This is a genomic window from Simplicispira psychrophila DSM 11588 (genome assembly GCF_000688255.1).
In the GTDB taxonomy this organism is placed as follows: Bacteria; Pseudomonadota; Gammaproteobacteria; order Burkholderiales; family Burkholderiaceae_C; genus Simplicispira; species Simplicispira psychrophila.
In genome coordinates, this window is record NZ_JHYS01000011.1 from 1 (window position 1) to 14252 (window position 14252).

10 protein-coding genes, 1 tRNA gene and 2 pseudogenes are annotated in these 14252 nt (G+C 60.8%); 2 read left to right on the plus strand and 11 right to left on the minus strand.

Going from position 1 to position 14252, the window contains the following annotated elements:
* Positions 1–176 (plus strand): annotated as a pseudogene (locus tag Q390_RS19955) (IS30 family transposase); the annotation flags it as partial.
* 395 nt (positions 177–571) lie between these two features.
* Here the strand turns inward: Q390_RS19955 and Q390_RS18335 are convergent.
* The 7 genes and pseudogenes from Q390_RS18335 to Q390_RS18345 all read right to left on the minus strand — a co-directional run.
* A pseudogene (locus Q390_RS18335) lies at positions 572–1048 on the minus strand (transposase); the annotation flags it as partial.
* A 6-nt stretch (positions 1049–1054) separates the two neighbouring features.
* Entirely contained in the window at positions 1055–1336 is a 282-nt protein-coding gene (locus Q390_RS0111755) for a helix-turn-helix domain-containing protein (RefSeq protein WP_027996233.1), read from the minus strand.
* Positions 1333–1611 (minus strand): type II toxin-antitoxin system RelE/ParE family toxin, encoded by a 279-nt coding sequence (locus tag Q390_RS0111760; protein ID WP_027996234.1) that lies wholly within the window; start codon positions 1609–1611, stop codon positions 1333–1335. The genes Q390_RS0111755 and Q390_RS0111760 overlap by 4 nt, the downstream gene beginning before the upstream one ends.
* 134 nt (positions 1612–1745) lie before the next feature.
* Positions 1746–3047, minus strand: a complete 1302-nt coding sequence (locus Q390_RS18340; protein WP_051603211.1) for a tyrosine-type recombinase/integrase — start codon at positions 3045–3047, stop codon at positions 1746–1748.
* Positions 3048–3231: 184 nt separating this feature from the next.
* Positions 3232–3305, minus strand: a tRNA-Gly gene (locus Q390_RS0111770).
* Between the two features lie 23 nt (positions 3306–3328).
* Positions 3329–4822 (minus strand): NAD-dependent succinate-semialdehyde dehydrogenase, encoded by a 1494-nt coding sequence (locus Q390_RS0111775; RefSeq protein ID WP_027996235.1) that lies wholly within the window; start codon positions 4820–4822, stop codon positions 3329–3331.
* 67 nt (positions 4823–4889) lie between these two features.
* A complete protein-coding gene (locus Q390_RS18345) occupies positions 4890–7289 on the minus strand; it encodes an AsmA family protein (protein WP_084153888.1) in 2400 nt (799 codons plus the stop codon).
* Positions 7290–7605: 316 nt separating this feature from the next.
* Here Q390_RS18345 and Q390_RS0111785 point away from each other — a divergent pair, with 316 nt between their 5' ends.
* The gene (locus tag Q390_RS0111785) at positions 7606–7977 is read left to right on the plus strand and encodes a response regulator transcription factor (protein WP_027996236.1); all 372 of its coding nucleotides are present in this window, start codon (positions 7606–7608) and stop codon (positions 7975–7977) included.
* Here the strand turns inward: Q390_RS0111785 and Q390_RS0111790 are convergent.
* The 4 genes from Q390_RS0111790 to Q390_RS0111805 are packed head-to-tail and all read right to left on the minus strand — an operon-like array spanning position 7954 to position 14035.
* Complete coding sequence (locus Q390_RS0111790; RefSeq protein ID WP_245606911.1) at positions 7954–9114, minus strand: hybrid sensor histidine kinase/response regulator; 1161 nt, start codon at positions 9112–9114, stop codon at positions 7954–7956. The genes Q390_RS0111785 and Q390_RS0111790 overlap by 24 nt on opposite strands.
* The gene (locus Q390_RS0111795) at positions 9111–9707 is read right to left on the minus strand and encodes a chemotaxis protein CheB (protein ID WP_037472879.1); all 597 of its coding nucleotides are present in this window, start codon (positions 9705–9707) and stop codon (positions 9111–9113) included. The genes Q390_RS0111790 and Q390_RS0111795 overlap by 4 nt, the downstream gene beginning before the upstream one ends.
* The gene (locus tag Q390_RS0111800) at positions 9707–10543 is read right to left on the minus strand and encodes a CheR family methyltransferase (protein ID WP_027996239.1); all 837 of its coding nucleotides are present in this window, start codon (positions 10541–10543) and stop codon (positions 9707–9709) included. The genes Q390_RS0111795 and Q390_RS0111800 overlap by 1 nt, the downstream gene beginning before the upstream one ends.
* Positions 10544–10555: 12 nt before the next feature.
* The gene (locus Q390_RS0111805) at positions 10556–14035 is read right to left on the minus strand and encodes a response regulator (protein WP_037472882.1); all 3480 of its coding nucleotides are present in this window, start codon (positions 14033–14035) and stop codon (positions 10556–10558) included.
* Between the last annotated feature and the right edge of the window lie 217 nt (positions 14036–14252).

Below are 14252 nucleotides of genomic sequence, written 5' to 3' on the forward strand. Positions count from 1 at the left end.
TGCGCCAGTACCTGCCCAAGGGAGGCGACCTGAGCATTTACAGCCAAGAGCAGCTTGATGCGATTGCTGATGAAATCAACCACCGCCCCAGAAAGGGGCTGGGGGTACGATCGCCGCTGGCCGTGTACCGTGAGTTACTGATCAACAGTCCGCAGCACTCCACCCTCATTCACTGAAATCCTGGGTGTTGCACTTCACTTTTGAATCCGCCGAGTCATGATGGCTATCGAGAGCAATCGGAACAACTCACTGGGGCGAAGCGGGGAGGGCGTCAGCCAATCCACGTCTCGAAAATGGCTGGAAACAGCGCAACAGAAAGATCAAGCTCTGGTCGCCAGTATTTTGGCAGCGGACTGCCTGACAGGCAGGTCTCGGCCAATGGTAGTCTAGTACTACAGCCGTAGATTTTGCTCAGGTGGAATGCACCCCCGACGCCGGTAATGGCACAGCTGTGCCCGGCGCTGATGGCGCCTGCGCCAAGCAGACCAGCGCAGGATATGGGCTGCCCCCTGAGATGTGCACCACAGCAGCCTTGACAGCAGGCGCCTGAGTTCGGGCACGCTCAGCGCTATCAGCTCTGGGGGCGCTTTTTTTTGGCCTGTACCCGCAGCGCCACCAGCACTGCGTGTGCCAGCAGCGAGAGCGTAATGTGTCGGTACCAGCCCTGCCAGCGGCGCACCTCGTAGTGATCGAGCCCGCACTCGCCCTTGGTGGCTTCAAAGCCCACCTCGATCTCCCAGCGCCGTCCTGCAACCGGCGCAAGGTTTGTGGTGCTGGCCTTATCGCGGGGGAGGCATACACGACCTAGTACGCATGCTCGCTCTTCTCGCCCAGGGATCTGCGCACCAGCAGGTAGTGCCCCCAGCGGCGCTCCTGCTCATCAAGCTGCAAGCGCCACAGCGCCACAGCGCCACAGCGGCACCAGCGCCCAGTCATACAGCCGCTCGCCCTTGGCACCCGCGCCTGCCGACAGTCGCTGCCAAGCGCTCGCCGGTTGCGCCTGTGCGATGGCCTGGGCGCTGGTGTAGTGCGGCCCTTGCCACCTGAGCAAAATCTACGGCTGTAGTACTAGGCGCACTACCGCGCGGCAGCCGATGGCTTGGGCATAGCGCTGCACGCTGCGCAGTGACGGCGTGGCCTTGCCGCCTTCCAAACGGGCTACAACACTTTGCGTCGTGCCCATGCGCTGCGCCACTTCACCTTGGGTTAAGCCGGCACGGGCGCGGGCGGACACCAGCTCATGGCCCATCTCGAATTCGTCGGCCAGCGCGTCATATTCAGCGCGTACAGCCGGGTCCGCCAGCAGGTTTTGTTTGAGCGCTTTCAGTGTTTTCATGTCGTGGCCTCCAATCGTTTCAGGGCGGTTGTTATCGCACTTCGGGGCGTGGTCTGCGTCTTTTTGATGAACACATGCAGCACCAGCAAGCGGCGGTCTTGCACGGCGGCATACACGGCGCGGGCGATTCCATCACGGCCCTGCATTCGCATCTCCCACAGCTTGCTCTCCAGCGGGCGGGCGTGCGGCAGTCCAACACGCTGCGGGCCGAACTCCTCCAGCATCTCCGCAATACGCAAAAAATGCGCTTGCATATCGGCTGGCAGCGCCAGCAATTCAGGCTCTGCTAGCGGGTGCTAGTGTCACTGTCCAAGTTTGCATATGATAGCTATTTTGCGATATTCAACGGACTGCATGGCTTGCTGCATTACTGACCACACGGTCAGCAGCGCCAGCAATTGCTACTTATTTAATAGCTGCTAGCGCTTTCATCTAAAGGGCTATAGGCCGATTTGGCTTGTATTTGCGCCACCTTGGTGACCAACGGGATGACCTCCGCACCGACACGCAGGCGGTCGAGGTAGTCGGCCCATGTCTGCATCATGGCGCGGCGCTGCTCCATGTATTCGGCGCGGTCGTAAGCACCACCCAGTGCGCCCTTCTTGCCGTGGCCAAGCTGCGCCTCCACCATATCGGCGTCTATGCCCGTCATTCTTTCGGCAATCATGGTTCTGGCCATTGCCCGAAAACCGTGGCCTACATGGTCATCACTGCCAAAGTCCATACGCTTTAAGGCGGCGTTGATGGTGTTGTCGGACATAGGACGCAAACTGGAGCGAGCACCGGGGAATACATAGCGCCCGCTGCCGGTCAGTGGTTGCAACTCTTTCAAGGCGGCAATCGCTTGCTTGGCCAGCGGAACATGGTGCTGCCTGCCGTTGACCTTCTCATTCAAGGTGCGCTTCATGCTGGCGGGCGGTATGGTCAGCATGGCTTTGTCGAGGTCAATCCATGTCCATTCCATCGCTCGGATATTGCCGGGACGCTGAAAGAAAAGCGCGGCCAGCCGTAGCGCTATCTTGGTGGTCGGACTGCCGTTGTAGCTATCCATGGCACGCAGCAGTGCCGCCACTTTTTCCGGCTCCAGCACAGCAGCAAAGTGTTTCGCTATATGAGGTCTCAATGCCCCTCTCAGGTCGGGCGCAGGGTTCTGTTCTATCCGACCCGTCTGCACGGCATACCGCAATACCTGCCCCGCCATCTGCTGCAAGTCGTGCGCCGTGCTCAATGTGCCCTTGGCTTCCACCTTCTGCAAGGCTGCCAACACGTCCTTTGTCTTGATTTCCTCCAATGGCTTGCGCCTGAGTTCGGGGAACAGATATAGCTCGTTCATGCGCAGCCATTTGCGGGCGTGACCTTCACTCCAGCCAGAGGCTTTGTTCTGATGGAACTCACGCGCCACAGCTTCGTAGGTATTGGTGGATGCCACTTTGGCGGCGTGCTTGTCATCTTGCTTGGCGGTGCTGGGGTCAACGCCTTGGGCCAGTTGCTCTTTGGCGCGCTTGCGGGCTTCGCGGGCCTGCGCCAGCGACACGGCGGGATAGACGCCGATGGATAGCGTCTTCTGCTTGTCGTGCATCCGGTAAGCCATGCGCCAATATTTACCCGCTGCCTTGATGTGCAGATACAGCCCTTGGCCATCGCTGTGCTTGTCGCCAACAGATTTGCCGCTGTGCTTGGCGCTCTTGATAAAGGTGTCGCTCAGTGCCACGGTGCGCCCCTGGGTAGATTTGTTGGTATCTGGTTTGTTGGTATCTGCCAACTACCAACAAAAGTACCAACAAAATGATGGGCTTCCATGAAGCCCCGTGACATTGCGTGAGGCAACAAAAAAGCCCCGCTCCTATGAAAGAGGGGGCTTTTGATGCGGTATGACGCGGCCTGAAATGACGATTTGGAGCGAGTAGTGGGAATCGAACCCACGTTATTTGCTTGGGAAGCAAGAGTCCTACCATTGAACGACACCCGCGAAGCTCCAAATTATAGGGCTGATTACTTCTGAATATCACCCAAGCACAGGTACTTGATCTCGACATAGTCGTCCATGCCGTAGTGCGAGCCTTCGCGGCCTAGGCCGGACTGTTTGACGCCGCCAAAAGGCACATGCTCGGTCGCCAGAATGCCGACGTTGATGCCAACCATGCCGTATTCCAGTGCTTCGCCAACGCGGAAAATACGGCCAACGTCGCGGCTGTAGAAGTAGCTGGCCAAGCCAAACTCAGTGTCGTTGGCGGCGGCGACCACTTCTTGCTCGGTCTTGAACTTGAACACCGGCGCGAACGGGCCGAAAGTTTCTTCGCGCGCGCACAGCATATCGGCGGTGGCATTGGCAATCACCGTGGGCTCAAAGAACTGGCCTGATCCCAAGCTGGACAGGCGTTTGCCGCCGACCAGCACTTGACCGCCTTTGGCGATGGCGTCTTCAACGTGGCGCTGCACTTTGTCCAGCGCAGCCTCTTCGATCAGCGGGCCTTGGTTGACGCCGTCTTCAAAGCCGTTACCGACTTTGGCGGTTTTGACCTTGGCGGCAAACTTGGTGACGAACTCGTCGTACACGCCCTCTTGCACGTAAAAGCGGTTGGTGCAGACGCAGGTTTGGCCGGCGTTGCGGTACTTGCTGGCAAAGGCGCCTTCCACCGCGCTGTCGATGTCGGCATCGTCAAAGACGATAAATGGGGCGTTGCCACCGAGTTCAAGCGACATTTTTTTGATGGATGGCGCCGATTGCGCCATCAGGATGCGACCGACTTCTGTCGAGCCGGTAAAGCTGATGTGGCGCACCACTGGGCTGGTGCACAGCACCTTGCCAATGGCAATCGAGTTGTCAGCATCGGCGCTCAAGATGTTCAGTACACCGGCCGGAATGCCAGCGCGCATCGCCAATTCGCACGCAGCCAAGGCGGTCAGCGGCGTCAGTTCGGCCGGCTTGATGACCACGGTGCAACCTGCCGCCAGCGCTGGCGCCACTTTGCGCGTGATCATCGCTAGTGGGAAATTCCAGGGTGTGATGGCGGCGCAGACGCCAATCGGCTGCTTGAGCACCATCAGGCGGCGGTTGTTGTCGAACTGTGGCAGCGTTTCGCCGTTGACGCGCTTGGCTTCTTCGGCAAACCACTCGACAAAACTGGCACCGTAGGCGACTTCGCCCTTGGCCTCGGCAAACGGCTTGCCCTGCTCGCTGGTCATGATGCGTGCCAAGTCGTCAGCGTTCGCCATCAGCAGCTCGTACCACTGGCGTAGTAGGGTGCTGCGCTCTTTGGCGGTTTTGCTGCGCCAAGCCGGCCAAGCAGCGTTGGCGGCGGCAATCGCGGCTTCTGCGTCTGATCCGCCTAGGTTGGCCACGTCGGCCAAGTGTGCGCCGGTGGCTGGGTCGTTCACGGCAAAGCGGCTGCTGCCGGGCAACCAGGCGCCATTGATCAGGGCGTCGGTCTTGAGCAGACTGGGGTCTTTGAGCTGGGTAAGGGGAGAGGAAGGAGATCTGGTCATATGGGGGAGTCCTCGGGGCGGATGGAACAGAGAAGCCGCTTCAGGCTGCGCCGACGGCTACTAGAGTTTATTGCGGGGCGTACAGCTTCGGATCCAGCTTGTCGGCCCGAGCTGGTGGTGAAGCCGGTGCGGCAGAGGCGGGCGACGGGGGCGTTTTGTGCGCTGGGGACGGCGCTGCGCGCACCTCCTCGGGTGCGGGCCGGGTTGCTGCGCCGGCGGGACCTGCCTTCACGGCGGCGGTGGCCCGTGCCATCAGCCGGGCGCAGTGCGCGTCGTCGTCAGCGGCTGGCACGGTGATGGGCACCAGCGCCAGCGCAGCCGGCGCTACCGCTGCCGCGACCACGGCGGCACCGGCGCGCAGTAGCAGCTGGCCAGGTTCGATACCCACTTGGGGGTTGGCAAAAGATCCGCGCACATACAGCGGCGTGCGCAGTGACAGAAATTTCCACTGCAGCGATTCGGGCTTGATGCGCAGGTCGATGTATTCATGGTGCATGTCGATGGTACCTACTGCTTCGACAATGGTTTCGTTGGTGCTGAGCTTGGCGCTGCGCGTTTGCGCGATACCGTTCTTGACCGACAGGTCAGCCACCGCGCAGCGCAGATGCACTTCGTGGTTTTGACCAAACAGTTTGGCAACGATGACACTGCCCAAGTTGAGTGCTGCCAAGTCCAGCAACTGCTTGCTCAGCGTGCCGTCGCGCACATACAGCCGCGCTTCGCCGGTGGCCGTGCCCAGCATGTCGGCTACCGAAGCGCCTTGGCCGTTCAGGGCTAGGGCGCCGTCCATACGGCCCAAGCTTTTTTTCGTCAATTCCACTTTGGGAAACAGCGCTGAGAGCTTGAGCCCCTCGACCGTGCTGCGCACCTGCGTCTGCAAGGGATCGGTGCGGCTGTCGAGCAGCACCTGCGCATTGATTGCGCCCTGTGCCACGCCAAAACGCAACGGGTCCAGCTTCAGTCTGGCGTTGTCAAGCACGGCATGCATGCTGAGGTTTTCCAGTGGCAGATTGCTGGTGTCAATGATCTTTTCGCCCTTGAAAACGATGTCGAGGTCCATGGCGTTCCAGCGCTCCGTGTCGAACTTTTGGTGGGGCAGCACTTTGCCTGGGGGCGGCGGCGGGGTGTCCTTGGCTGGTGCGCCAGCGGGTGTGCCCAACGTTGGCCCGAGGTCGGCCAGACGCAGGGTGTTGGAGTGCATCTTGCCAGTGAGCTTGGGGCGTGGTTTGCCTGAGGTATAGGTCAACTCCCCGTGTAGATCGCTTTTGCCGAGCGTGCCATGGAAGTCTTGGTAATGCCAAGTGGCATGCTGTGGTGTGAGGTCGCCCACCACTCGGCCTTTGGTGGTGTAGGGCGGAGTATGGGGTAGCACCAGACCGCTGAGCGCATACAGGTCGGCCATGCTGGCCCCCGACAGTGCCACCTGCAAGTCCATGCCTGCCAAGGCCGTGGGGTTGGCCAGTGTGCCTTGCACTTGCACCCGCGTGTCGCCGGCATGTGCATTGAACTGCAGTGGGTAGTCCAGCACCTTGCGGCGCAAGCTCAGCAAGTGGCCGGCCTGCCCTTCTCCGGCCACAGCGGCCTTGACAAAACGCCCCTGGAATTTGAACTGCACCCCATAACGCGGGGCTGTACCTGGGTCCGCTGTGTCCGCTGGGGGGGCGGCGGCAGAGCCAGATTGGGCTGGCGCTGTGTCATCCAGGGTGTCCACCTGGGCGCGCAGCGCCAGATCCTTGATGCCATCGGCATAGGCCGCCTGACCTTCGTGTACTTGCAGCTGATCGACGGTGACGTTCCAAGGATTGGAACTTTCAGGTGCGGCTTGGCGTGGCGTGAAAGTCCAATTGTTGCGGCCATCGGCCAGACGTGCCAGTGCTACGTCCGGGGCGCGCAGCACCACCGTGCCCAAGGACAGCGTGCGCTTGAGCAGGGGCAGCAGATGCAGCGAAACGTTGGCTTCTGCAGCCCTGGCCATCGGTAATGCACTGTCTGTTGGCGTGTCGCTGGGGGCCGGCAGGAGGGCTGCGTTTTGATTGTCTGTTTTTTTCCTCTCGGTGGTAGCTGTGGGTGTGGCAGGAGCCAGAGCGGGCGGTGTGTCGCGTGCATCGGGGTCGTCCAGGGCGCCCTGTGCGCCAAAGTCGGCGCGGTTGCCCAGCACCAGCTGCTGCGCATGCACCGTGACGCCGGGTACCCAGCGCTGCCAGCCGGTCCCCAGGGGCTGGGGCCATTGCCAGTCGGCGCTCAGATTGCCTTCGATGGCAAAGTGGCGGCCGGTGATGTCGCTGACTTTGGCGTTGATCCAGGGGCGCGATCGGTTCCAGTCCCATTGCGACACCACCAGCAGCACCGTGAGCAGCAGTACCAGTACGGTCACCAGCACACCCGCTGCCCACCGTCCTGCGCGATGGGCAGCGGGTGCAGAACCGGTGTTCGGTGGCGCTGGAGTTGTCTGCAGGATGGAAGGCATAAGCAAGGCAGCGGTGACGCAGGTGGGGCAGGATGGGCCATGCTAGTCCGCGACAAGTGCTTGCAACAGGCTTGTGGCCGCAGTTGTGCTGGATTGGCGCGGTTGTCCTACAGTGCCAGCGTGCTGCTCAGGGCTTTTTAGAATCGGTGATCCATGCAGGCCGCCCTGTCTTGGCCTGTTGCAGTCCTGCGCGATGGCGTATCCCAATGGCATGGCCGTTTGTCCTACAAAAGAGCCGTTTTTTTAGCGTCAAGATGGCAAACTTATCGCCATGCGCTGCTGCGTGGCTTGTTCAATGCACCCGAGAAATGACACCTTGCGTATCCTGTACGTCGAAGACAACGAAGAATTGAGAGAAACCATCGCCATGCTGATGGAGGAGGAAGGGCGCTACATCACGAAATGTGCCACGGCCGAGGCTGCTCTGCAGCTGGATGCGCAACAGCCTTTCGATGTGTTGTTCACGGATGTCAGCCTGCCCGGACTCTCAGGCACGGAGCTGGCACGTCGCGTGCTGGCCAAGAACCCGCAGCGCTGGGTGGTGCTGTGCACGGGCTACCAGTTTGGCAGTGCCATTTCTGCCCTGGGACCGCATGTGCGTTGCCTGGTCAAGCCGTTTGAACTGGAAGAGCTGGAGGACTTGCTGGTGGAAATCCAGACTGCCCTAAAAACGTCCCCGGCCCTCTGAGCGTTGCGAAATACGCGGCAGCTCTACACGAAAGGTGGTGCGTGCGTTGTCTGACAGCGCCTCAATCGTTCCCCCGTGCGCCAGTACGATCTGCTGGGCAATATACAGCCCCAGCCCCAGGCCTTGGTGGCGCCCCGGATGGTGGATGCGCTCGCGAAAGGGGTTGAAGAGATGCGTTTTGAGGCCCTCGGCCAGAGCGCCGTTGTTGGAAACACTCAGCACCACCGATGCGGCTGCCGTGCCGTCCACCGTGACCTGCACCGTCCCGCCGGACTCGCCGTGCTGCAATGCATTGCCAATGAGGTTGGAGGCGACCTGCAACAGGCGCTCGCTGTCCCATACGCCGTCCAGATCGCCGTGTTTGCCCACATGGATACAGCGCCCACTGGCACCTTCGCGCAGTTCCTGGGTAGCGCGCTCGACCACTCTTTCCATGGACGCAGTGTCCAAGCTGAGCGGCATGCTGCCGGCTTGGCGTATCCGGGCTACATCCAACAGGTCTTCGATCATCTTGGCCATGCGCCGACCACTGTTCTGGATCTGCTGGGCTAGCACTTGGGCCTTGGCGGGGTCGGTCAGTGGGCGTTGCAGTGCCATAGCACCGGTCAGGATGGCGGTCAAAGGGTTGCGCAGATCATGGCTGAGTACGGCCATGTACATCTCGTTCAGGCGCAGGCTTTCGGTGCGTTCCTGCAGTTCGTGCGCTAGTGCGCGCTTTTGCCGGTGCAGTTCGAAAAAAATGTGGGCCTTGTTGACCAGCGCATGCGTGTCGATGGGCTTGTAGAGAAAATCAACTGCCCCAGTCTCATAGCCCTTGAACTGCCAGTTCTGGTCGCGTGAGCCGGCGGTCATGAAGATCAGCGGCACATGGCGCGTGCGTTCACTGCCACGGATCAGCTCGGCCAATTCAAAGCCGTTCATTTCAGGCATTTGTACATCGAGCAGGGCCAATGCCACGTCGTTGTGCTGCAGCAGCAGCTCCAGTGCTTCGTGTCCCGAGCTGGCTTTGAGGATGTCGATGTCGTCGTGCTGCAGCAGGGCTTCGAGCGCAATCAGGTTTTCTTCGATGTCATCGACCACCAGGCATTTGACGCGGGTGGAAAAAGGCAGAGCGTTGGGCAGACTGCTGTAAGTCACAAAGATCCTTGCGCATGTAAAGAAACCAACAAGGCGGCAATGCCTTGCGGGGACAGCACTTGGCTGTCTGCCGTGCGCTGCAGCGCTGCCTTGGGCATGGTGCTGACGGGTGCGCTGGCAGGGTCCTGCACGATGCTGAGGCCACCGCCCGCATGCATGGCCGCCAAGCCGCTGGCACCGTCCTGGTTGGCGCCCGACAAGACGATGCCGATGAGCTGGGCGCCATAGGCGTCGGCTGCCGACTCGAACAGCACGTCAATACAGGGACGTGAGTAGTGCACCGGGGGGTCCACCGACAGCGCCAACGTCGGACCGGCATCCACCAGCAAGTGGTAATCCGGCGGTGCAAAGTACACCGTGCCGGGCGCAATGGGCTCCTTGTCCTGTGCCTCGCGCAGAGGCAGGGCGCAGCGTTTTTGAAAAATGTGACACAACAGACTGGGTCGGTTGCGCGGCAAGTGCAGCACCACCAGCACCGAGGCGCGCAAACTGGCCGGCAGGGCGGACAGCAGCACGGCCAGTGCATCGATGCTGCCGGCCGAGCCGCCGATGACAATGGTTTGGTAGTGGGGTTTGGGTAGCTGTCGCACCATCACAAGACAGCCTTTTTTTGATAGATACAGTCTTTCAGTACAAAGTCGTCGAAAGATGCCGCATGCGAGGAGAACAAGAGCGATTCCTTGGCGCCCAGGCCCAGAAACCCCTTGCGGCACAGCGCCTCCTTGAACAGGCCCAGCGCACGGTCTTGCAGTTCGCGGTCAAAGTAGATCAGGACATTGCGGCAGGACACCAGTTGCACCTCCGAAAAAACGCTGTCTGTGGCCAGACTGTGGTCGGAAAAAACCATGTGCTTGCGCAGCGACTTGTCAAAGACCACCCGGCCATAGGCAGCGCTGTAATGCTCTGACAGCGAGGAGCGGGCGCCTGATTGCGCATGGTTTTCCGTGCTGGCAGGCATGCGTGCGATGTCATAGACGCCGGCTTCGCCTTTTTTGAGCGCGGCAGGATTGATGTCGGTGGCGTAGATCAGCGAACGCTCGAGCAGGCCTTCTTCGCGCAGCAGGATGGCCAGCGAATACACCTCTTCACCGGCGCTGCAACCGGCCACCCAGATCTTGAGCGAGGGGTAGGTGCGCAACAGTGGCACCACCTGCTCGCGCAGGGCGCGGAAATAACTTGGATCGCGAAACATTTCGCTGACCTGCACTGTGAGGTATTCCAGCAGCGCGGGAAAGGTTTCGCGCTCGTGCAGCACCCGGTCTTGCAGTTGGGAGATGGTCTTGCAACCGAAATGGATCAGCGCCGCCTGCAGGCGCCTCTTGAGCGACGCCTGCGCGTAGCCGCGAAAGTCGAAGTGGTACTTGTAGTAAATCGCATCGATCAGCAGGCGCTGCTCGATGTCCAGGGTGGTATTTTTGCGATTAGGCAACGCAGCGTCCTGTTATTTGGGCATCCACACGCGCACCAGCGACAGCAATTTTTCTACGTCCAGGGGCTTGGCGATGTAGTCGTTGGCACCGGCGGCCAGACATTTTTCCTGGTCGTCCTTCATGGCTTTGGCAGTCAGGGCAATGATCGGCAGCTTGCGCCACTCCGGTTTCTTGCGAATCTCGCGCATGGCGGTAAAACCGTCCATCTCCGGCATCATGATGTCCATCAGCACCAAATCGACCGGGGTGCCCTGCGGCGCCTGCGCGCGCTCCAGTGCGGCCAGTGCCTCAATGCCATTGCGGGCAATCTCCACCCGAATGCCGGTGGGTTCCAATACGCTGGAAAGCGCAAAGACGTTGCGCACATCGTCTTCCACCACCAGCACGGTGCGCCCCTCCAGCGAGGCATCGCGGTCGCGCGCCACCTGCAGCATGCGGCGGTGGTCATCGGGCAGGGTGGCTTCGACCTGGTGCAGGAACAGCGTGACTTCATCCAGCAGGCGCTCGGGCGAACGGGCGTCCTTGATGATGATGGACTTGGAAAAGCGCCGCAGCTGCTGTTCCTGCTCGTGCGTGAGCGAGCGGCCGGTATAGACGATCACTGGTGGGAATGCCACATCCTCCTGCTCGGCCATCTGTTCCAGTAGCTCGTAGCCGCTCATGTCCGGCAAGCTCAGGTCCATCACCATGCAGTCAAAAGTGGTGCTGCGCAGCAGCTCCAGCGCGCGCTGCGCGTTTTCTGCGCCGACGATCTGTACATCGCCATTGCTGAGCAGCTCACGCATGCTCTCGCGCTGGTTTTCATCGTCTTCCACCACCAGCACGCGGCGCAGCACCTGCGTGAACTTGGCTTCTAACCGCTGGAAGGCCTCCACCAGTTCCTCGCGCTTGACCGGCTTGAGGGCGTAGCCCACGGCGCCGCGCCCCAGCGCTTCCTGCGCATAGTCGGCCACCGACACCATGTGCACCGGAATGTGCCGCGTGAGCGGGTTGCGCTTGAGTTGGTCGAGTACGCCCAGGCCGGAAAAATCGGGCAGGTTCACGTCCAGCACCACGGCGTCTGGCAGGTACTGCAGGGCCGCTGCCAAGCCATCGCTGCCGCTGGCCGCCATCAGGCACTGGAAGCCCATCTCCTGCGCCAGCTCGTGCAGGATGCGCGCAAACCGTACATCGTCTTCCACCACCAGAATGGTGCGGGCGCGTGGGTCGGTCGTGTCGCGGTCATCGACCACGCCACTGCCCACGGTCGGCACGGTCGCTGGGGCTGCCAAAGCCGCCGCCAGCGCTACTGCGGCAGCAGGCGCGCGTGCTGTCTGCACGGATATCAATGGGGTATGGGAAGCAGATTCGGACGCTGGAGCCGGTGCCTCTTTTGGCGTGACCAGGGTGGCGGGAATGGTCAGCGTGAAGGTGCTGCCCGCACCGGGCGTGCTGTGCACGGTCAGCTCGCCGCCTAGTAGATGTGCCAAGTCGCGCGAAATCGACAGGCCCAGCCCAGTGCCGCCGTACTTGCGGTGGGTGCTGCCATCGGCTTGGCGGAAGGCGTCGAAGATCAATTGTTGCTGGTGCGCCGGGATGCCGATGCCGGTATCGCTGACGGCAAAAGCCACTTGGCCGCTGGCTGGTGTGCTCACGCGCAGCGTGACATCGCCCTGGCTGGTGAACTTGATGGCGTTGGAAAGCAGGTTTTTCAGCACCTGGCCCAGGCGCTGGGGGTCGGTGTGCAGGTTTTCGGGCACGCCTGGCTCCACTACGCAGTGCAGGGCCAGGTTTTTTTCTTCTGTCAGCGGCCGCATCGGTTCGATCAGCGCCTGCAAGGTGCGCGCCAGTGCCACCGGCTCAGCGATTACGGTGGCTTGGCCGGCCTCGATCTTGGCCAAATCCAGGATGTCGTTGATCAGCCGCAGCAGGTCGTTGCCGGCTGCCGAAATAGTTTGGGCGTACTTCACCTGCTTGTCGGTCAGGTTGCCAGTCTTGTTGTCTGCCAGCAGCTTGGACAGGATCAGACTGGAGTTGAGGGGGGTGCGCAGCTCGTGGCTCATGTTGGCCAAAAACTCGCTTTTGTACTGGCTGGCTGCTTCCAGGTCGCGGGCTTTTTCGGACAGTGCATCCTGTGCCATCAGCAGTTCGGTGGTCTGGCGCTCCAGTTGCCGGGTCTGCTTTTCCAGAAAATGATTGCTTTGCTGTAGTTCTTTTTGCTGTGTCTCCATTTGCGCCTGCGAGTCCTGCAGGATGCGGCTTTGCTGCTCCAGTTCTTCGTTGCTAACGCGCAGCTCTTCCTGCTGCGCCTGCAACTCCTCCGACTGGCGCTGCGTTTCTTCCAGCAGTTCTTCCAGTTTCGAGCGGTCGGACGCTGAACGGATAGACGAGGCCAGCAGCTCGGCTGCACGCAGCATAAATTCCAGATCAGTGGCATCCAGCTTGCGAAAGAAGCCCATCTCCAGCACGGCATGCAATTGGTTGAGTAGCACCGCTGGCACCACCGCCAGTTCGGTGGCTGCGCCGCGCCCGGTGCTCGATGAAACCGCCAGATACCCGGCTGGCACGTCACGCACATGCAGCAAGGTGTGCGACTGTGCCACTTGGCCCGTCATTCCCTGACCGGGTGCAATGCGCGTGGGAGCATCGCCATCGGCCACCGCATAGCGGCCGAAACGCTGCAGTTCCAGCACTTCGTTGGCCGTATAGGCCGTACCCACCTTGGCATCCATGAAACGCGCCAGATAATCCAGCGCCCCTTGGCCCAGATCGCTCAGCCGCAGGTCGCCCTGCAGGCGCGCGCTCAGACCCATCAGGCCGCTCTTGATCCAGCTTTGCTGCATTTTGATGCGGTAGTCGCGTGCATTCATCACTGCCGAAACCAAGATCAGCACCAGCAGTACCAAGGCCCCCAGCCAAGTGGCATTGGTAGAAAAGCTTGAAGCATCTTCCCAGACCTGGCGGCGCCGCTCCCATTCACTGCGCTCACCCGCCAGCATCTCGTGTACCAGTGCGCGGATCGCATTCATGGTCATGCGGCCCACATCCGTATTAATGATCTCCATGGCCTCGCTGCGCTTGCCATCGCGTTGCAGTCCGATGGTTTGAGCCATTTCAGCCATTTTTTGCTGGGACAACGCCTGCAGTTGCTGCAACTGCTCTTTTTGCGCAGGAGGCCATTCGAGTGCTTTCAGGCCGTCAAAAGTCTGCTGCAACTTTGCCTGTGTCGCCATGTAGGGCTCCAGGTAGCGCGTGTCGTTGGTCAGCAGATAGCCGCGCTGCGCTGTTTCTGCGTCGCGCAGCGACAGCAGGACCAACTGCGTCAGGTCGATGGCACTGACCGACATGTTCATCTGCTGCACCGCTTGTGTGCGGTAGTCAGAGGCGCGGTAGGTCACCAATGCCATCAGCACAGTGGCCATCGCTGCCAGCATGAACCAGATCAGCAGGCGGTAGGGAAGGGTATTGCGGTCGCGCCAACTCGGCTCTGCCACAGGAGAAGAAGAATTCATGCAATCAGGAGACAAAGGTGGATCGGATGCCATGGCAAGCGGCCGATTCTGTCAGGGTGCGTGTGCCGCCAAGCCGGGGGTGTCTTGGCATGGAACGCTACTTTTAATGGTATTTTAGGCCTCAAACGCATACTGCATAAGCGCTTGCAGCTATGAAAAATAACTTTTACGCCCTGTGCCTAGGCGGGTGATGGGGCGTCTCTTGGCGCCAGGCGAG

Coding starts and splice junctions, on each gene's coding strand:
- Q390_RS0111805 (WP_037472882.1), bottom strand. CDS start 14,035: ATGAATTCTTCTTCTCCTGTGGCAGAGCCGAGTTGGCGCGACCGCAAT.
- Q390_RS0111755 (WP_027996233.1), bottom strand. CDS start 1,336: ATGAAAACACTGAAAGCGCTCAAACAAAACCTGCTGGCGGACCCGGCT.
- Q390_RS0111795 (WP_037472879.1), bottom strand. CDS start 9,707: ATGGTGCGACAGCTACCCAAACCCCACTACCAAACCATTGTCATCGGC.
- Q390_RS18345 (WP_084153888.1), bottom strand. CDS start 7,289: ATGCCTTCCATCCTGCAGACAACTCCAGCGCCACCGAACACCGGTTCT.
- Q390_RS0111775 (WP_027996235.1), bottom strand. CDS start 4,822: ATGACCAGATCTCCTTCCTCTCCCCTTACCCAGCTCAAAGACCCCAGT.